The organism is Microbacterium sp. NPDC059771, assembly GCF_042732495.1.
Lineage (GTDB): Bacteria > Actinomycetota > Actinomycetes > Actinomycetales > Microbacteriaceae > Microbacterium > Microbacterium sufflavum.
The window spans coordinates 1,183,126-1,201,145 of the sequence record NZ_JBHWHK010000001.1; the positions used below are offsets into that span (position 1 = coordinate 1,183,126).

Here is an 18,020-nt window from a genome sequence, read left to right on the forward strand (position 1 = left end):
CTGTCCTCCCTGGCTGTTCCTTTGTCCCGTGGTAGGGGGTGGCGCCCCCTCTGTCCTGTCACCCGCGGTGGTCGTCCGTCCGCCGGCGCGCTGAGCGGCCTCCAGCCGCTCCGCCTCCTCGCCGCTGATGGCTTCGCCGCGTGCCACGAGTCCCGCCTGGTCGGACAGGGGGATCTGCTTGAGGAACAGCGACAGCAGCAGCGCGAGCGCCACGAACGGCACCAGATACCAGAACACCGGGGCGAGCGCATCGGCGTACGCGGTCACGATCCCGTCGCGCACCTCGTCGGGCAGCGCGCTGAGCGTTGCGGGGTCGATGGTCGACGCGGCCTGCGACGCCTGATCCGGCGAGGCACCGGCTCCGGCGAACACGCCGAGCAGGTTCTCCGTCAGCCGCGTCGTGAAGATCGTGCCGAAGACGGCCACTCCGAGGGATGCCCCCACCTCCCGGAAGTAGTTGTTGGTGCTCGTCGCGGTGCCGATCTCGCCCGCGGGCACGGCGTTCTGGACCACCAGCACCACGACCTGCATGATGAGCCCGAGGCCCGCGCCGAACACGAACAGGAAGACGCAGATCAGCCAGATGGGCGTCTCGGCCGACAGCGTGGTCATCGCGACCATCGAGAGGCCCGTCACGATCGTGCCGACGATCGGGTAGACCTTGTACTTCCCGGTCTTCGAGATCGCGATGCCCGAGAAGATGGACGTGCCCATCAGGCCCACCATCATCGGGATCATCAGCAGCCCGGAGGCCGCGGCCGACGTGCCGGACGACATCTGCAGGAACGTGGGCACGAAGCCGATCGCCGCGAACATGCCGATCCCGAGCACCAGTCCGATGGCCGTCGCGTTCACGAAGATCGGGTTGCGGAACAGGCTCAGCGGGATGATCGGGTCCTGCGCCCTGGACTCGGTGATGACGAACGCGGTCGCGGCGACCACGAGGCCGGCGCCCCACGCCCAGGTCGCCAGCGAATCCCACCCGAACTCCTTGTCGCCGCCGAAGTCGGTGAAGAAGATCAGGCACGTCGTCGCGAGGGAGAGGAAGATCACGCCGAGCACGTCGATGCGCTTCTCGGCCTTCTTGCTGGGCAGCTGCAGCGCGACCAGCGCGATCACGAACGCCGCGATCCCGACCGGGATGTTGATGTAGAAGGCCCACTGCCATGTCATGTGGTCGACAAAGAACCCGCCGAGCAGCGGACCGGCCACGGCGGAGAGCCCGAACACGGCACCGAGCGGACCCATGTACTTGCCGCGCTCGTTGGCGGGCACGATGTCGGCGATGATCGCCTGCGACAGGATCATCAGTCCGCCGCCGCCGAGGCCCTGCAGCGCCCGGAACACGACGAACATCCAGAAGTCGGTCGCCAGGGCGCAGCCCACCGACGCGAGCGTGAAGAGCGCGATCGCGACGAGGAACAGGCTGCGACGACCGAGCACGTCGCCGAACTTGCCGTAGATCGGCATCACGATGGTGGTGGCCAGCAGGTACGCGGTCGTGATCCACACCTGGTGGTCGACGCCGCCGAGCTGGCCCACGATGGTCGGCATCGCGGTCGACACGATGGTCTGATCGAGGCTCGCGAGCAGCATGCCGGCGATCAGGGCGCTGAAGATGATCCAGATGCGACGCTTCGTGAGCAGGAAGGGCGCGTCGGCGGTGGCGGTGGCGGACATTCAGTGGGCTTTCTGTGCGGGGGAGTACAGGTCGCGCGCGAGCCGGAGACGGCGTCGGATCAGCTCGGCGAACGGCTCGGTGGAGTGGTGGTGCAGGAGCTGTTCCATGCACAGGCGCACGAGGGCACCGACGGACTGCACGAGCACCTGCGCGCGCAGCTCGGCGTCCTCGACACCCTCGAGCCGGCGGGTGATCAGGGCGACGTCGCGCCGCTCGTGCTTCTCCTGCTGCTCGAACGCGGCCTTGAGCAGTCGCGGTTCGTGCTCGATCACGGCGAACAGCTCGGCGGCATGCTCGACGGGGTCGAACAGGGAGAAGCGGGCGACGGTGAGCTCGACGAAGTCGTCGAGCAGGTCGCCGTCGGCGGTCGCGAAAGCGTCCTCCAGCTCCTCCTGGCGGGAGTCGATCACGGTGATGCCGAAGACCGCGTTCTCCTTGCTCTCGAAGTAGTTGAAGAACGTGCGGCGAGACACCCCGGCCTCGGTGCACAGCTCCTCGATCGTGAAGCCGGCGAAGCCCCGTTCGACCGTCCAGCGCCGCGCCACCGAGGTGAGCGCGCGAGACGTCTCGCGCTTGCGCTGCTCCCTCGTCGATTCTGCACTCGCATCCATAGAGTGCAACTTTGCACCCTCAACCTTGGAGTGCACTGTGAGAGTGCGTTTCGCTACCCGTCCGGAAAAACCGTCGGCGAATTCGTGACATCCGAGGTGCCTCATGCGTCTTAGTGGTGTCGTAAGAACACGGCCCGCGCCCCACGGTGCGGACACACGGATGAAGGAGCTCGAGATGGCGAACGTGACGGGGGGCAGCCAGCCCAAGGCTCAGGTCGTACCGACGGCGCAGGCCGCAGCGGTGGGGAAGACCACGATCGAGGACGCGGTCGTCGCGAAGATCGCGGGCATCGCGGCCCGTGAGGTCAGCGGCGTCTATGCGCTCGGCGGCGGGGCGGCCCGCATGATGGGCGCGATCCGAGACGTGCTGAACACGACCGACCTCTCGCAGGGCGTGAGCGTGGAGGTCGGCGAGACGCAGGTGGCCGTCGACGTCACGATCGTCGCGGAGTACCCGGTGTCGCTGCAGAAGGTGGCCGACGACGTGCGCACGGCCATCCACCGGGCCATGGTCGACCTGGTCGGCATGGACGTCGCCGAGATCAACGTGAGCGTCAACGACGTGCACATCCCCTCGGACGACGACGCCGACGCCGAGGAGGCGCGAGTCCAGTGAACGCCTCGGTGATCGGCGGAGCTGCGGCCGCGGTCCTCGCACTGACCTGGATCGTGCTGGGCTTCTGGGCGTTCCTGCTCGTGCTCCTCGCGATGCTCGTCGGCGCGGCGGCCGGGCGCATCGCCGACGGTCGCCTGGACGTCCGGGCGCTCGCCGAGGTGGTCCGCGGACGGCGGTCGTCCTCGTGAGCGTCGAGCGGGCAGGGGCGTCGTCGGGTGTGGCGGGGGCCACGTCCGTCGAGGCCCGCGCCCTGCACCGGATCGCCCTCGGCATCGCCAGGGATGCCGCGGGCGTGGGGCTCGACGACATCGCGGTGGAGCTGGGCGACCAGCGCGGCGACCTGCGCGTCACGGTGGTCGTGCCCGTCGTGCTGGCGCGCTCCGACGGCACGACCCTCGCCGACCGCGGCGAGGTGCTGCGCGAGACCCTCGTGCGTCGGCTCGGGGAGCTGGCGTCGCGACGGGTGGGCGCGGTCGACGTGCGGTTCACCGGCGTGCGGCGTGCGCTCGAGCGGAGGGTCGCATGAGCGCGCCCGCCGCCACGCGCCGACTGCTGCGCCGGGAGACACGGGCATCGCGGACCGCTCCGGCGACCGTGCTCGCCGCTCTCCTGGCGATCGTGCTGCTCGGGCTCCTGGGGTGCGGGGTCGCCGCGGCCCTCGACCCCGGGTTCCGCGCGGATGCGGCGGCGCTGCTGGCGGGCGTCGCCCAGGCGCTGTCCGCCCCTGGTGTCGCGATCGGTGCGGGCATCGCGCTGGTCGCGCTCGCCCTGGTGCTGCTGGCGCTGGCGGTCGTCCCGGGGCGTCGCGCCCGACGCGCCCGTCTGACCGGGCGCACCGCGCTCGTGGTGGACGACGGCGTGCTCGCGGACGCGATCGCCGACGGGGTGGCCAGGAGCACGGGCGTTCCGCGACCGCGCGTCGTGGTCACGGTGGGGCGCAGAGCCGCCACGGTCCGCCTGACCCCGACCAGCGGGGTGCCCGTGGACCGTGACGCGGCGCGGACCGCTGTGGTGCGCGTGCTGGACGAGGTGGGCTTCGCCCTGACGCCGCGTGTGCTCGTGGCGACGGAAGGAGTGGTCGGATGAGGCTCTCGGGATCCGTGGGGAACCGGGTGGTGCTGCTCGGCGGCGGCCTCGTGCTGCTCGCGGCGGGCGCGGCACTCGTGGCGACCGGGCTGGAGTCGGCGCGGCTGCTGCCCGCGGAGGCGGCGGGGGCCGTCTCGGCGGTCGAGCGGGCGTCCGCCGATGCATCGGCCGCGACGGTCGACCTCGGGAGCATCGGGGAGTTCCCGCTCGCGGCCGTGTCAGCCGCGGCCGCGGCCCTGGTCGTGGTCGTCCTGCTGATCGCGTTCCTGCTCACGCGGGGCCGCGGTCGCGTGCGCGAGGTGCTCGCGGTGCCGGGTCCTCGGGGGACGACCCGGGTGGACCGCGGTGTGGCCGACGGCGTGCTGGCGGAGACGCTCGCGGCTCGGGCCGACGTGGTGTCGGCGCGGACGGTCGCGCGTCGGGCGGGCCGTCGCACCGCCCTCGGGCTCGTCGTGACGCCGCGGAAGGGGGCGGCTCTGGGGGCCGTCGTCGCCGCGGCCGAGGCGGCCGTCGCGGAGTGGGACCGGTTGCTGGGCGTGGAGGTGCCGGTGGTCGTGCACGTCGCGGACCGCGGGTGGCGCGAGCTGTTCCGGTCGAGGCAGAGGATGCGCCGGTCGCTGGCCGGCGCGGGCGAGGCGGGGCACCGGTCCCGCACCGCCCGGACGTCGTCGACCCCGAGAGCCGGGGTCGCGTGAGGAAAGGAGCCGCCATGAGCGGAGAGAACAAGATCAAGGCCGCCGCCGAGAAGATCGCCGGCAAGGCGAAGGAGGTCGTCGGCGAGGTCACCGACAACGACCGGCTCGTCGCCGAGGGCAAGGCCGAGCAGGCGAAGGGCGATGTGCGGAACGCCGCCGAGGATGTCAAGGACGCGTTCAAGAAGTGATCCCGCTCGCGCAGGGGGCGCCCCCGGTCGGGGCGCTCCCTGCGGCCGAGCCGTGCGCACGGATCCGATCCGTCGCCGCACGCGCTCCGAACCTGCAGGGGAAGCGGAACGAAGGGTGGGGGAATGGCAGCGGATGGCTCTCGCGGCCCGCTGGAACAGGCCGGGGATCACATCGTCGCGGGTCGCGCCATGGACGGCGACGTCGAGGCGTTCGCGGTGCTGGTGCGGAGGTACACGCCGATGATGCGCGCGTACACGCAGCGCATGCTGAACGGCTCGGCCGAAGTGGACGACACCGTGCAGGAGGCGTTCGTGACCGCGTGGCAGCGGTTCGGCGAGCTCGACGACCCCGGCAAGGTCAAGAGCTGGCTGATGCGCATCGTGAGTCGCAAGGCCGTGGACCGGCTCCGGCGCCACCGCCCGGCGGTCGATGTGACCGAGATCGACCGGCCGGCACCCCTGCATGCCTCGCCGTCGGCGGTGGTGGAGGTGCGCGAGGGCGTCGCGGCACTGGGAGCCGCGCTGCGGGAGCTCCCGGAGGCGCAGCGCGAATGCTGGGTGCTGCGCGAGATGGGCGGGTACAGCTACGACGAGATCGCCGCGGAGCTCGGCGTCCCCGTCAGCACGGTGCGCGGGCTGCTGGCCCGTGCGCGCGGATTCCTGATCACCCGGATGGAGGCGTGGCGATGAACGACGACCACGAGAACCCGGACCTGCGCGGTCTCGGACTGGAGCCCGACGACCTCGACGGGCACACGATCGAGGAGCTCGGCGACTACCTCGAGGCGGGGCGTCAGCCGCGCGTGGCCTCGATCGAGGAATCGCCGGGGTGCCAGCTCGCCCTCGACGCGCTCGAGCGGCTGCACGGACTGGGCGACGCGCTGATGGCGGCCGACACCGCGGCGGAGCCCGCGGTCGAGGAGGGGTGGATCGACCGGATCCTGAGCGGGATCGCGATGGACGCCAGGGCGGGACGCCGCATCCCGTTCGCCTCGGACGACCCTGCGGTGGAGCTGGCGATCACCGAGGGTGCGGTGCGCGGTCTCGTGCGGGCGGCCGAGGAGGCGGTCCCCGGCGTGCTCGTCGGGCGATGCCGCCTGGAGGGCGACGTCACGACGCCGGGTGCTCCGGTGCGCGTGGCGATCGACGCGAGCGTGCTGCACGGCGAGCCGATCCGCGGGCTGGCCGACCGGCTCCGTACCGAGGTGGACGCGCGGCTGCGTCGGCACACCGAGCTCACCATCGCCGCGATCGACGTGACCGTCAAGGACATCAGGGAGGTGTCGTGATGACGCAGGACCCGACGATCGACGGCGAGGGTCGTCGTGAGCTGGCCGCCCGGATCGAACAGGTCCTGCGCGCGCAGGACGGGGTCCGCGGCGTCTACCGCTCCGGCTCGCTCATCTCGAATCTGCTCAGGGCGGGGGCCGCGGCGCTGGGCGCGACGCGCGACGCCGAGCCGATCGTGTCGGTGGCCGCGGGGGCGCGCGGGGCCGCGGTCGAGGCGTCGATCGGGGTGGACGCGGGCGCGGCGTCCGGAGAGGTCCTCCGGGAGGCGCGGGCCGCGGTGGAGGCCGTGCTCGCGGAGCAGGGGTACCAGCGCGAGAGCATCACGCTCGTGGTGGCCTACGTGCAGGTCGCCCGTGCCGCGGGGGAGCCCGTCGAGGCGGAGCCCCGCTGACCGTGGGGTCGGCGGGGCTCCGGCCGGCTCACGCGATCGCGCGCAGTCCCTCGACGAGCGGCGTGGTCGGACGGCCGATCAGCTGCGCGAGCGTGCCGTCGGTCTCGGCCAGTGCGCCCCCGCGGATGCCGGCGTCGAGGGCGACGACGAAGCCCGCGGTGCCCTCGTCGAGTCCGGCCTCGCGCAGCGCCGCGAGCTGCTGGTCGGCCGTGAGCGACACGAAGGTCACCTCGCGTCCGGTGACCTCGGCGATCGCGGCGGCCAGCTCCGTGTAGTCCCACGCGACGTCGCCGCCGAGCTCGTACACGGCGCCCGTGTGACCGTCGTCGAGCGCGACCACGGCGGCGGCCTCGGCGTAGTCGGCGCGGCTGGCGGAGGCGACGCGACCCTCGCCGGTGCCGGAGGCGAGCACGCCCGTCTCGGCTGCGCGCGCGAGGTCGGCGGCGTAGTTCTCCGTGTACCAGTTGTTGCGCAGGATCACGGCCGGGACGCCGGAGGCCGCGATCAGCTCCTCCGTGGCCTTGTGCTCCGGCGCGAGCACCAGGTCGCTCGTGGTGGCCTTCGGGGCGCTGGTGTAGACGAGCTTCGAGACGCCGGCGGCTGCGGCCGCGTCGATCACCGCCCGGTGCTGCTCGACGCGGCGGCCGACCTCGGAGCCGGACACGAGCACGACCGTGTCGATGCCGTCGAGGGCCGCGGCGACGGAGGCCGGGTCGTCGTAGTCGAGCGGCACGACGCGCACGCCGAGGTCGGCCGCCCTGGCCACGTCGCGCGCTCCGGCGACGATCGACTGGGGGTCGGCGCCGCGGGCGAGGAGGGCGGCGATGATGAGGCGGCCGAGGTGTCCGGTGGCTCCGGTGACGAGGATGGTCATGAGGGCGGTCCTTCCGTTGGTGAACACCTGCCCCAACCGGCGCGAGGCACCCGCGCATTCCATCCGACCGGTACCCACTTTGACGTAAGGTACCTACATGTCGGTGAGTTTTGCGGAAATCCGGGAGTCTTCGCCCACGGTGTTCGACCAGGGCTGCGGCACGCGCGTGGTGCTGGACCACATCATGAGCAAGTGGGGCGTGCTGGTGCTGTCGTGCCTGTCGGACGGCACGCGGCGCTGGGGCGAGCTGCGGCGGGAGGTCGACGGCATCAGCGAGAAGATGCTCGCGACCACGCTGCGCACGCTGTCGGCGGATGGGCTGGTGCACCGGGAATCCCTGCCCACGGTGCCCCCGCACGTGGAGTACAGCCTCACCCCGCTGGGGCGTGACCTGATGGAGCGGATGCTGCCGCTGATGGAGTGGGTCGCCACGCACGCCGACGGGATGCTCGGTCGCGAATGAATCCACGGATTCCGTCGTGAGATGAAGTTGTGTGAGTGGAATCCGTTGCTCGAAGAAAAGGATTGACGGTATACCGCAGCTCGTCGTACTGTCTGAGCATGGCAACGACGCCCATCCACCTGGAACGACCCGACGGCAAGGGGCTGGCCGCTGGCACCCTCGGCCTGTGGGGATCCACCGTCATCGGTCTCGCCTCCACGGCGCCGGTCTACTCCCTCGTCGCGACGCTCGGCTTCGTCGTGCTCGCGGTCGGGGCGCAGGCACCGATCGCGTTCGTGATCGCCTTCGTCCCGATGCTCCTGATCGCCTTCGCCTACCGCGAGCTCAACAACGCCGTGCCCGACTGCGGCACCACCTTCACCTGGGGCACGAAAGCGTTCGGCCCCTGGGTGGGCTGGATGGGCGGCTGGGGTGTCGCGGTGGCCGGGATGGTCGTGCTCGCGAACCTCGCCCAGATCGCCTCGGTGTACTTCTGGTCCCTGATCGGGTTCGACCTGGAGAACAACGACTGGCGGATCATCCTCGTCGCGGTGCTCTTCATCGCCGCGATGACCTGGGTCAGCTGGCGCGGCGTCGAGATCGGCGAGCGCATCCAGAACATCCTGCTGGCCGTGCAGTACCTGGCCCTTGCGATCTTCGTGGTGGCCGCGCTGTGGCAGTTCTTCACCGGCGACGCCCCCGACGCCACGCCGTTCTCGTGGGAGTGGCTGAACCCCTTCGGCTTCACGGACTGGTCGGGCTTCACCGAGGCCATCCTGCTCGCCCTCTTCATCTACTGGGGCTGGGACACGTGCCTCGCGCTGAACGAGGAGACCAAGGACCCCAAGCGCATTCCCGGGCGGGCGGCCGTGCTGACCTGCGTGATCCTGCTGGTGACCTACGTCGCCGTCACGATCGCGGCGATGATGTACGCGGGTCTCGGCGAGGACGGCACGGGGCTCGGCAACGAGGCCAACGCCGACGACTTCTTCCTCGCGATCAAGGACGGCCTGCTGGGCCCGTTCGGCTGGGTGCTGGTGGTCTCCGTCATCATCTCGGCGATCTCGTCGACGCAGACGACGATCCTGCCCACCGCGCGCGGCACGCTCGCGATGGGCGTGTACCGCGCGCTCCCCGCGAAGTTCAAGGAGGTGCACCCGGTCTACAAGACCCCGTCGTTCTCGACCATCGTGATGGGCGTGGTCGCCTCCGCGTACTACGTGGGCATGACGCTCATCAGCGACAACATCCTGCAGGACTCGATCCTGTCGCTGGGCCTCGCCATCGCGTTCTACTACGCCATCACCGGGTTCGCCTGCGTCTGGTACTTCCGCGCCGACCTGCGCACCTCGGCACGCGACCTCTTCTTCAAGGGGATCTTCCCGCTCGTCGGGGCGCTGCTGCTCACCGGCGCGTTCGTGCAGTCCGCGATCGACATGTGGGACGTGGACTACGGCTACACGGTGCTGTTCGGCATCGGCGGCACGTTCGTGATCGGCATCGGCTCGCTCGCGATCGGCCTGGTGCTGATGCTCCTGTGGTACCTGTTCCCGCGGTCGAAGCGCTTCTTCCGCGGCGAGAGCCTGAACCGCGACACCGAGGTGATGGTGCCGGACGAGCCCGGCGTCTCCATCCGCTCGGTCGACGGCGGCATCTGAGGCGGCGGGTGCGCGCGGGGCTGTCCTAGGCTGGCCTCGTGCGCATCCGGCTCGACATCGCCTACGACGGCACCCACTTCCGCGGCTGGGCGACACAGCCCACGCTCCGCACCGTTCAGGGCACGCTGGAGGCGGCGCTCGCCCGCATCGTGGGCTCCGACGTGCGGTTCGTGGTCGCCGGCCGCACTGACGCCGGCGTGCACGCGAGCGGACAGGTCGCACACGTCGATCTCGACGAGCGGCAGTGGTCGCGCATCGAGGCCAGGCACGGACGGGCGGCGCAGGATCCGGCGGGCTCGATCGCGGGACGCATGCGGGGCGTGCTCGGCGCCTACTCCGACGTCACCGTCACCCGGTCGACCGCGGCGCCCGAGGGTTTCGACGCGCGCTTCTCGGCCGTGTGGCGCCGCTACCGGTACCGTCTCGCCGACGGTCTGGCCGGCTACGACCCGCTGCGTCGCGCCGACACCACGAGCATCCGCGGACGCCTGGACGAGCGCGCGATGGACGAGGCTGCGCGCACGCTGATCGGCCTGCACGACTTCGCGGCGTACTGCAAGCCCCGCGAGGAGGCCACCACCATCCGCACCCTGCTCGACTACCGGTGGGAGCGCGACGCGGACGGCGTGCTGGTGGCCGAGGTGAAGGCGGACGCGTTCTGCCACAGCATGGTGCGCGCACTCGTCGGCGCATGCGCGGCCGTGGGGGAGGGTCGCCTGGACGTGTCCGACCTGGTGGTGCTGCGCGACGCCCTCACCAGGACCAGCGAGTTCAAGGTGCTCGCGGCCCGGGGACTGACGCTGACCGAGGTCGGGTATCCGGCGGACGAGCTGCTCGCCGCACGGGCCGAACAGACCAGGGCCCGCCGCGACCGCGAGTCGGACTGATCGCCGGATACGGATCCCGGGCACAGCAGGGGCGGGTAGCGTGGGCACGGTCATGAAGGTCATCTCGTACAACCTGCGCAAACACCGGGCGGCCGGGGAGCTCGCGACACTCGTCGCCGAACACGACCCCGACATCCTCTGCCTGCAGGAGTGCGACGTGCCGGCGCTGCCCGACCGGATCGGGGGCCTCGTGCTCGCCGACGCCACCCAGGGCAACCGCCTCGGACTCGCGCTGTTCTACCGCGCGAGCACCTACCACCTGCAGGGCATCCGCACCCTCGGGCTGAAGAAGTCGCTGCACGACCGCATCGCGAAGCCCGCGCACGAGCGGGTGCTCGGCGCACGGCTGCGCGACATCGACGACGGCGACGAGTTCATCGTCGCGTCGTTCCACGCCGCACCGCTGACGGCGCTGAACTCGCTGCGGCGCCACCAGATCCGCGCGGCCCTGACCGAGCTCGCGAGCCTCGGAGACGGCCTTCCGCAGCTCATGGTCGGCGACTACAACTACCCCGTGTTCAAGGAGAACCTGGGGCAGGCCGTGCGCGACCACGGCTATGCGCTGTCGCTCAGCGACGACCACACCTACACGCGCTACCGCGTCTTCCGCGGTCACTACGACTTCGCCACCTCGACCGGATTCGAGATCGAGCGCATCACGACCCTGCCGCAGCGGTCGAGCGACCACCGTCCGATCCTGGTGACGGTGAAGACCGACTGACCGGGCGCGGGCCCGCGGCTGGTTTGGTCGGAGGGGGTCGGGTGGCGTATGCTGACTCTTTGGTGCCCTTCCCGTACTGCGAGGAAGACGCACATCCGAACGTGAGCCCTCCACTGGCGTGTTCGTCCCTGTCGGGAGGAACCACCCCGGAGTGGGATTCACGAACACCTCCGTTCGACAAGAAAGCAGCACTATCGTGACGCGCACTTACACCCCCAAGGCTGGCGAAGTCCAGCGCGACTGGGTCGTCATCGACGCCACCGACGTCGTTCTCGGCCGCCTGGCCTCGCACGCGGCGACGCTCCTGCGTGGCAAGCACAAGCCGACCTTCGCCAACCACATCGACTCGGGTGACTTCGTCATCATCGTGAACGCCGACAAGGTCGCGCTCACCGGTCAGAAGCTCCAGAAGAAGATCGCCTACCGTCACTCGGGCTACCCGGGTGGTCTGAAGGCCGTCAGCTACTCCGAGCTGCTCGAGAAGAACCCGGTCCGCGCCGTGGAGAAGGCCATCCGCGGCATGCTCCCGAAGAACAGCCTGGGCCGCCAGCAGCTGTCGAAGCTGAAGGTGTACGTCGGTGCCGAGCACCCGCACGCCGCGCAGCAGCCCCAGCCGTACACCCTCGACCAGGTCGCCCAGTAAGCGCCGTAACGACTAAGGACATACTCGTGGCTGACATCCAGGACACCACCGAAAACCTCCAGAACTTCTCGACGTCGACCCCCGAGACCGAGGCAGTCGAGGCGGCTCCCCGCCCCGTGCTCAGCGTCCCGGGCGCCGCTGTCGGCCGTCGCAAGCAGGCCATCGCCCGCGTGCGTCTGGTCCCCGGCTCGGGCACCATCACGGTCAACGGCCGCACGCTCGAGGACTACTTCCCGAACAAGCTGCACCAGCAGCTGATCAACGACCCGTTCACCGCGCTGAACCTCGCCGGTGCCTACGACGTGATCGCCCGCATCTCGGGTGGTGGCGACTCCGGCCAGGCCGGCGCGCTGCGTCTCGGCATCGCTCGTGCCCTCAACGGCATCGACGCGGAGAACAACCGTCCGACCCTGAAGAAGGCCGGCTTCCTCTCGCGCGACGCTCGCGTCAAGGAGCGCAAGAAGGCCGGACTCAAGAAGGCCCGTAAGGCGCCTCAGTACTCGAAGCGTTAAGGTCCACTGCTCCGATGCCGATCTTTGGCACGGACGGCGTGCGAGGACTCGCCAATGGCATCCTCACCGCCGACCTGGCGCTCACCCTGGCCCAGGCGACTGCTGTCGTCCTGGGCCAGGGCCGTACGGCGGAGGCTCGCAAGGCCGAAGGCAAGCGACTCACCGCCGTGGTCGCCCGTGACCCCCGGGTCTCGGGGCACTTCCTCACCGCCGCCGTCTCCGCGGGCCTCGCGTCCTCCGGCGTCGACGTGCTCGAGGCCGGGGTCATCCCGACCCCCGCACTCGCGTTCCTCGTGGCCGACCGCGACGCCGACTTCGGCGTGATGATCTCGGCGTCGCACAACGCGGCGCCCGACAACGGCATCAAGATCTTCGCCCGCGGCGGCCGCAAGCTCCCCGACATCGTCGAGCAGCGCATCGAAGAGGCCATGCACGGCGAGAAGCTGCGCCCCACCGGCGCAGGCGTCGGTCGCATCGACCGCTTCTCCGACGCCGAAGACCGCTACGTCGTGCACCTGCTCGGCTCGCTGCCGCACCGCCTGGAGGGCATCCACGTGGTGCTCGACTGCGCGCACGGCGCCGCCTCCGGCGTGTCGCCCGAGACGTTCCGCGACGCGGGGGCCGAGGTGACCGTCATCGGCGCCGACCCCGACGGCTGGAACATCAATGACGGCGTCGGCTCGACGCACCTCGAGAACCTCGCTGAGGCCGTGGTGCGGCTCGGCGCCGACGTGGGCATCGCGCACGACGGGGACGCCGACCGGTGCCTCGCGGTCGACGCGAACGGCACCATCGTCGACGGCGACCAGATCATGGCGATCCTCGCGCTGTCGATGAAGGAGCGCGGCGTCCTCACCGACGACACGCTCGTCGCCACGGTCATGAGCAACCTCGGCCTGCACGTCGCGATGCGCGAGCACGGCGTGACCGTGCGCCAGACCGCGGTCGGCGACCGCTACGTGCTCGAGGACATGAACGAGGGCGGCTACGCGCTCGGCGGCGAGCAGTCCGGCCACGTGATCATGAGCGAGTTCGCCACCACCGGCGACGGCCTGCTCACGGGTCTGCACCTGGTGTCCGAGATGGCGCGACAGGGGAAGTCCCTCGCCGAGCTCGCCTCCGTGATGACGGTCTACCCGCAGGTGCTGATCAACGTGCGCGACGTCGACAAGGATCGTGTCGCCGACGACGAGGTCGTGCAGCAGGCGGTGCGCGACGTCGAAGCCGAGCTGGGCGACACCGGGCGCGTGCTGCTGCGCAAGTCCGGGACGGAGCCGCTCGTGCGGGTCATGGTCGAGGCGGCCGACTCGGAGTCGGCCCGCGCCTACGCGGAGCGCCTCGCCGCCGTGGTGCAGGAGCGCCTCGCGCTCTGACGCTCTCCCGTGAGACGGCCGGTCGCTTCTGCGGCCGGCCGTTCGCGTCTCCGCCCCGGCGGGGTCAGGGCGCGGCGCAGATGCGGAAGTAGCCGCTGTCGGCGAGCGTCTCCGTGGCGCAGGCTCCGCCCGTGAGGCGCAGCTCGTGCGCCATCGCCGGAGCGTCGGCGAGCCCGAGGTGCGCGCCCGTGAGCACGATCGGCGCGACCGCCGCCCCCCACGGGTCGGCGGCGAGCCACCGCACGTCGTTGTCGGACACCCAGGTGGCGAGCGGGGCGACCGCGGCCCGCTGGCCCTCCAGGGTCACATCGCGGGGCGTGAAGCACGACACCACGTGCACGACCGCTCCCGCCGCGACGACCGCGGCGAGTACCGCCGCGCCCACGGGGCCGCCCGCGCGGACGAGCCCGCGGCGCGGCAGCCGCGGCACCGCCCACAGTGCGACAGCCGCGAGCACCGGGAAGAACGCGAACACGCCCGGCGCGGGGTGACGCACCCACAGCGGCAGCCGCGACGCGGTCGCCCACCAGCCCACGAAGGCGAGCGCCCCCACCAGAGCCGCGAGGGCGTAGGCGATCACGATCCGCTCCTCCGCGGTGGCCGAGCGCCAGCGCCGCACCACCCCCGCCACCACGAGCACGAGGGCGAGCACGGCGGCGACCACGGCCAGCACCCCGGGCAGCGACCACGAGTCGGCCAGCGTGCCGAGCTTCTGCAGGACGGAGGTCGCCGCGTCGCCCTGTCCGCCGCTGCGCACGAACCGCACGAGCGCCCGCAGGTGCTCGACGAACCCGGCCGGCCCGAGCGACAGCAGTGCCGCGAGCTCCACGAGCGCGGTCGGCACCGCGACCAGCAGCAGCGGAAGCCACGCGCGGCGCAGCGTGTCGCGCAGCCGCGCCCAGCCCGTGCCGTCCGACAGCACCCACAGCGCGACCGCGAACGCCGGCAGCACCAGCAGCGCGATGAGCTTCGCCTGCACCGCGAGCCCCACCAGGAGCCCGGCCAGCCAGGCGCGGCGGGGAAGCACGACCAGGGCCCACACGATCAGGGCGGCCGCGGGGATCTCGCCCAGCAGATCGGCCGGCCCCTGGATGGGGGAGACACCGGCGCTCGCGGTGAACGCCAGCGGCACGGTCATGGCGACCAGAGCCGCCCACCGTCCGGCGATCCGCCAGCCCAGCACGCCCAGCCCCGCCAGCAGCAGGACCCAGAACGCGAGCGGCACGAGTCGCGCGGCCAGCACCGGGTCCATCCCGGTCGCGAGGGTCGCGGCGACCGGGAGCAGCACGACGGGGCCGGTGGAGATCCGCGGGTCGAACGGCGTGATCGTCGAGCCGGACAGCGCGCCGTCGCTGGCGTAGCCGAGCCCGGCGAGCAGATTGCGCGGCACGGTCAGGTTGAACGCCTCGTCCTCCCAGAACCGCCACACCGTGAGACTGTGCCAGGCGAGGATCGCATGTCCCGCCAGCAGGGCGACCGCGGCCGCCCAGAACAGGATCGTGCGCGCCCGCGTCATCGGGCGACGGGCTCCGGGCGTCGCACGGCACGCAGCGGGGCGGACGGCCGCAGCGACAGCTCCCACGCTTCACCGAGCGCGGCGCGCACGAACAGGCGCAGGCGCTTGGGCGGCAGGGTCACGCCGGCGCCGCGACCCCACATGGTGCCCGAGGCGGACTCGCCGCGGCGCGGGATGCTGGCGACGCGGAGGTAGCGCACGCGGAAGCCCGCCCTGGCCTCGGCCAGCGAGAAGTGCACGTGCGGCACGGTCGCCTCGGCCGGGACCGCGTCGAGCAGCACGCGCAGGGCATCGGGGCGGTAGGCGCGCAGCGGTGTGTTCACGTCGGGGATGCGGCGTCCGGCGGCGAGGGCGATCAGCAGGCCGACCGCGCCGGTGAGGCTCTTGCGGTACCAGGGGTCGGTGCGGCCGTCGCGCACGCCGTGCACGACGTCGGCCTGCTCGGCCAGGAGCGCGCCGATCAGCCGCGGGAAGTCGCTGCCGAGGAACTGCCCGTCCCCGTCGACGTGCACCAGCACCTCGGGGTCGGCGGCGAGGCCGGCGCGGTAGGCGGCCAGGGCGGTCGGGCCGTGGCCGCGGTTCGCCGCCTGCACCTCGACCGTGGTGTCGGCGACACCGTCGAACACGGCCGCCGTGGTGTCGGTCGACCGGTCGTCGGCGATGTGGAACGAGACGGTGTCGGCGAGCGGGGCCACGGACGCGCGGATCTCGTCGACGAAGCCCTCGATGCCCTCCGCCTCGTTGTAGGCGGGCATGACGATGGCGAGATGGCGGAGAGTCACGGGGTCCTCGGATGGGGGTGGCGGGGCGCGGAGGCGTTCAGGAAGTAGCCTAGTTGAGCCATGAATCCTCCCTCACGACTGCGCCGCCTCGCCGGCGTCGGCAGCCGGTTCCTCGTCGTCGGTGCCGTCAGCACCCTGATCGAGGTCGGCGTCTTCAATCTTCTCGTCTACGTGTGGGGGTGGGACGTCGTCGCGGCCAAGATCGTCGCGTCCCTCGTCGCGCTGATCAACGCCTACATCGGCAACCGCGAATGGACGTTCCGGCACCGGGACCGCCGCGGCCGGGTCTCCGAGGTGATCCTGTTCCTGGCGGTGAACGCCGCGTGCACCGCCCTGGGCGCCGCCCTGGTATGGGTGGGGGTGGAGGCCGTGGCCGGCATCCTCGGTCGTACCCCCGGCGCCATCGCCGTCAACGCCGTGAACCTCACGAGCATCGTGATCGTCGTGGTGCTGCGCTTCCTGCTCTACCACGGCGTGGTGTTCCGGGTCGCTCCGAAGAACTGACCCGCCGGCGCCTGCGCTCAGGCCCGCACCCTCGCGGGCTTCCCGGTGCGCGAGGTGCGGGTGCGGCCGCGCTTGGACGCATGCCGTCCGGCATGCACCGGGGTGCCGTCGGACTCGTGCGTCGCACCGTACGTGTAGGCGCCGTAGCCGTAGCTGTCCGGACCCTTGGTCGGGAGCATGGTCACCACGATGCCGAGCAGGGCGACACCGGCGGTCTCCAGCGCGCGGACCGCGCCGGACAGCTCCTGCTTCCTGGTTTTGCCCGACGCGGCGGCGAGGATGACCCCGCGCGTCTTGGCGCCGACCACCGCGGCATCGGTCACGAGCAGCAGCGGGGGCGCGTCGATCAGCACGTAGTCGAAGTACTCGCCCAGAGACGCGAGCACCTGGTCCATGGCGGCCGATCCGAGCAGCTCGCTCGGGTTCGGCGGCACCTGGCCGCTGGGCAGCAGGTAGAGGTCGCTGGTGCCCCACTTCTGCAGCGCATCGGCCACATCCATGCGACCGATCAGCACGTCGGTCAGGCCCGCACCGCCCTCGATGCCCATGTAGTCCGCGACGCGGGGGAGGCGCAGGTCGCCGTCGACGAGCGCGACCCTGGCTCCGGTCTCCGCGAGCGCGATGGCCAGGTTGGCGGTGGTGGTGGACTTGCCCTCGCCGGGCCCGGCGCTGGAGACCACGAAGATGCGCGGACCGGCGTCGAGGTTCAGGAACTGGAGGTTCGTGCGGAGGCTGCGGAAGGACTCGGCGCGCGGGCTGCGCGGGTCGGCGTGCACGATCAGCGGACGCTTGGTCGCCTCCGGGTCGTACGCGATGCCGCCGAGCACGGGCCGCTCGGTGAGGGCCTCGATGTCGTGGAGCGTGTGGATGCGGTTGTCGAGCACGGTGCGCAGCATGGCCACCGCCACACCCAGGGCCAGTCCGATGATGCCGCCGAGGATGACCAGCAGCCGCACGTTCGGGCTGGTGGGGGCCGTCGGCACCTCGGCCGGCTCGGTCACGGTGATGCGCACGGGGCTCACGGCGTCTTCCACCGCCGGCTGCTCGAGCGTGTTCTGCACCGCGTCTTGGAAGCTCACGGCGACCGCGTTGGCGATCTCGGCCGCGCGCTCCGGGTCGCCGTCGGTCGCGCTCACGTCGATCAGCACCGTGTTCAGCGGGGTCGTGGCGGTGATGCGGCCGCTCAGCTCGGCGACGCTGTCGTCCAGGCCCAGCTCCTCGATCACGGGCTCGAGCACGAGCGCGGTGCCCACCACGTCGACGTAGCTGGTCACCATCTGGCGCGCGAACGTCGTCCCCTGCACGAGGTCACCGGTCGCAGCGCCCTCGGTGCGCACCGACACGTACAGCTGCGTCGAAGCGACGTACTTGGGCTGCTGGAGAGCCGCGTACCCGGCACCGCCCGCGAGGCCGAGGAGGAGCAGGACCAGGATGAGGATCCAGTTCCGGTGCAGGATGCGCACATAGTCGCGAAGTTCCACGCGGCAGATTCCTTCTGTTGCTGGGCGGCTCCCGGACGACGGTGAACCGCAGAGTCAAATCCCGTCATT

23 protein-coding genes are annotated in these 18,020 nt (G+C 71.5%); 17 read left to right on the forward strand and 6 right to left on the reverse strand.

Annotated elements, in window-relative coordinates; all coding sequences use genetic code 11:
- Both ACFV3I_RS05655 and ACFV3I_RS05660 read right to left on the reverse strand, forming a co-directional pair.
- Positions 1–1,680: MDR family MFS transporter (locus ACFV3I_RS05655; RefSeq protein WP_378822519.1), on the reverse strand; the 1,680-nt coding region annotated here is incomplete at its 3' end.
- Complete coding sequence (locus ACFV3I_RS05660) at positions 1,681–2,292, reverse strand: TetR/AcrR family transcriptional regulator (protein ID WP_247638399.1); 612 nt, start codon at positions 2,290–2,292, stop codon at positions 1,681–1,683.
- Between the two features lie 175 nt (positions 2,293–2,467).
- Here ACFV3I_RS05660 and ACFV3I_RS05665 point away from each other — a divergent pair, with 175 nt between their 5' ends.
- The 9 genes from ACFV3I_RS05665 (at position 2,468) to ACFV3I_RS05705 (ending at position 6,558) form a co-directional block, all read left to right on the forward strand.
- Entirely contained in the window at positions 2,468–2,908 is a 441-nt protein-coding gene (locus ACFV3I_RS05665) for an Asp23/Gls24 family envelope stress response protein (RefSeq protein WP_240744574.1), read from the forward strand.
- Positions 2,905–3,096, forward strand: a complete 192-nt coding sequence (locus ACFV3I_RS05670; RefSeq protein WP_136031662.1) for a DUF2273 domain-containing protein — start codon at positions 2,905–2,907, stop codon at positions 3,094–3,096. The genes ACFV3I_RS05665 and ACFV3I_RS05670 overlap by 4 nt, the downstream gene beginning before the upstream one ends.
- A complete protein-coding gene (locus tag ACFV3I_RS05675; RefSeq protein WP_378822520.1) occupies positions 3,093–3,434 on the forward strand; it encodes a hypothetical protein in 342 nt (113 codons plus the stop codon). Before ACFV3I_RS05670 ends, ACFV3I_RS05675 begins: the two co-directional genes overlap by 4 nt.
- Positions 3,431–3,994, forward strand: coding sequence for a hypothetical protein (locus ACFV3I_RS05680; protein ID WP_378822521.1), 564 nt, complete (start codon positions 3,431–3,433; stop codon positions 3,992–3,994). The genes ACFV3I_RS05675 and ACFV3I_RS05680 overlap by 4 nt, the downstream gene beginning before the upstream one ends.
- The gene (locus ACFV3I_RS05685) at positions 3,991–4,689 is read left to right on the forward strand and encodes a hypothetical protein (RefSeq protein ID WP_378822522.1); all 699 of its coding nucleotides are present in this window, start codon (positions 3,991–3,993) and stop codon (positions 4,687–4,689) included. The genes ACFV3I_RS05680 and ACFV3I_RS05685 overlap by 4 nt, the downstream gene beginning before the upstream one ends.
- Before the next feature lie 14 nt (positions 4,690–4,703).
- Positions 4,704–4,877 (forward strand): CsbD family protein, encoded by a 174-nt coding sequence (locus ACFV3I_RS05690; RefSeq protein WP_136031698.1) that lies wholly within the window; start codon positions 4,704–4,706, stop codon positions 4,875–4,877.
- A 123-nt stretch (positions 4,878–5,000) separates the two neighbouring features.
- Entirely contained in the window at positions 5,001–5,567 is a 567-nt protein-coding gene (locus ACFV3I_RS05695) for an RNA polymerase sigma factor (protein WP_136035291.1), read from the forward strand.
- The gene (locus ACFV3I_RS05700; protein WP_378822523.1) at positions 5,564–6,166 is read left to right on the forward strand and encodes a hypothetical protein; all 603 of its coding nucleotides are present in this window, start codon (positions 5,564–5,566) and stop codon (positions 6,164–6,166) included. Before ACFV3I_RS05695 ends, ACFV3I_RS05700 begins: the two co-directional genes overlap by 4 nt.
- Positions 6,166–6,558 carry a hypothetical protein gene (locus tag ACFV3I_RS05705; RefSeq protein WP_378822524.1) on the forward strand — a complete coding sequence of 131 codons (393 nt, stop codon included), beginning with the start codon at positions 6,166–6,168 and terminating at the stop codon, positions 6,556–6,558. The genes ACFV3I_RS05700 and ACFV3I_RS05705 overlap by 1 nt, the downstream gene beginning before the upstream one ends.
- A gap of 28 nt (positions 6,559–6,586) precedes the next feature.
- Here ACFV3I_RS05705 and ACFV3I_RS05710 read toward each other — a convergent pair whose 3' ends face one another.
- Complete coding sequence (locus ACFV3I_RS05710; protein ID WP_378822525.1) at positions 6,587–7,432, reverse strand: SDR family oxidoreductase; 846 nt, start codon at positions 7,430–7,432, stop codon at positions 6,587–6,589.
- 97 nt (positions 7,433–7,529) lie between these two features.
- On the opposite strand from ACFV3I_RS05710, the gene ACFV3I_RS05715 reads away from it, so the two are divergent.
- From ACFV3I_RS05715 to glmM, 7 genes are all read left to right on the forward strand, one after another.
- The gene (locus ACFV3I_RS05715) at positions 7,530–7,895 is read left to right on the forward strand and encodes a helix-turn-helix domain-containing protein (RefSeq protein ID WP_136031678.1); all 366 of its coding nucleotides are present in this window, start codon (positions 7,530–7,532) and stop codon (positions 7,893–7,895) included.
- Between the two features lie 98 nt (positions 7,896–7,993).
- Complete coding sequence (locus ACFV3I_RS05720; protein WP_136036437.1) at positions 7,994–9,532, forward strand: APC family permease; 1,539 nt, start codon at positions 7,994–7,996, stop codon at positions 9,530–9,532.
- A 38-nt stretch (positions 9,533–9,570) separates the two neighbouring features.
- On the forward strand, positions 9,571–10,419 hold the full coding sequence (gene truA, locus ACFV3I_RS05725; RefSeq protein WP_136036436.1) for a tRNA pseudouridine(38-40) synthase TruA: 849 nt from the start codon (positions 9,571–9,573) through the stop codon (positions 10,417–10,419).
- 52 nt (positions 10,420–10,471) lie between these two features.
- Complete coding sequence (locus ACFV3I_RS05730) at positions 10,472–11,140, forward strand: endonuclease/exonuclease/phosphatase family protein (protein WP_378822526.1); 669 nt, start codon at positions 10,472–10,474, stop codon at positions 11,138–11,140.
- A gap of 196 nt (positions 11,141–11,336) precedes the next feature.
- Positions 11,337–11,783, forward strand: coding sequence for a 50S ribosomal protein L13 (gene rplM, locus ACFV3I_RS05735; protein ID WP_136031685.1), 447 nt, complete (start codon positions 11,337–11,339; stop codon positions 11,781–11,783).
- Between the two features lie 26 nt (positions 11,784–11,809).
- Positions 11,810–12,295: a 30S ribosomal protein S9 gene (gene rpsI / locus ACFV3I_RS05740; protein WP_136031687.1), complete on the forward strand. Its 486-nt coding sequence runs from the start codon at positions 11,810–11,812 to the stop codon at positions 12,293–12,295.
- Between the two features lie 14 nt (positions 12,296–12,309).
- Positions 12,310–13,668, forward strand: a complete 1,359-nt coding sequence (gene glmM, locus ACFV3I_RS05745) for a phosphoglucosamine mutase (RefSeq protein ID WP_136031689.1) — start codon at positions 12,310–12,312, stop codon at positions 13,666–13,668.
- A 64-nt stretch (positions 13,669–13,732) separates the two neighbouring features.
- Here the strand turns inward: glmM and ACFV3I_RS05750 are convergent, their stop codons facing one another.
- Together ACFV3I_RS05750 and ACFV3I_RS05755 are read right to left on the reverse strand one after the other, a co-directional pair.
- The gene (locus ACFV3I_RS05750) at positions 13,733–15,184 is read right to left on the reverse strand and encodes a hypothetical protein (protein ID WP_378822527.1); all 1,452 of its coding nucleotides are present in this window, start codon (positions 15,182–15,184) and stop codon (positions 13,733–13,735) included.
- A complete protein-coding gene (locus ACFV3I_RS05755) occupies positions 15,181–15,966 on the reverse strand; it encodes a glycosyltransferase family 2 protein (RefSeq protein ID WP_136028761.1) in 786 nt (261 codons plus the stop codon). The genes ACFV3I_RS05750 and ACFV3I_RS05755 overlap by 4 nt, the downstream gene beginning before the upstream one ends.
- A gap of 60 nt (positions 15,967–16,026) precedes the next feature.
- Here ACFV3I_RS05755 and ACFV3I_RS05760 point away from each other — a divergent pair, with 60 nt between their 5' ends.
- Positions 16,027–16,470 (forward strand): GtrA family protein, encoded by a 444-nt coding sequence (locus ACFV3I_RS05760; RefSeq protein WP_136028760.1) that lies wholly within the window; start codon positions 16,027–16,029, stop codon positions 16,468–16,470.
- Between the two features lie 17 nt (positions 16,471–16,487).
- Here ACFV3I_RS05760 and ACFV3I_RS05765 read toward each other — a convergent pair whose 3' ends face one another.
- Entirely contained in the window at positions 16,488–17,951 is a 1,464-nt protein-coding gene (locus tag ACFV3I_RS05765) for a polysaccharide biosynthesis tyrosine autokinase (protein WP_136028759.1), read from the reverse strand.
- Between the last annotated feature and the right edge of the window lie 69 nt (positions 17,952–18,020).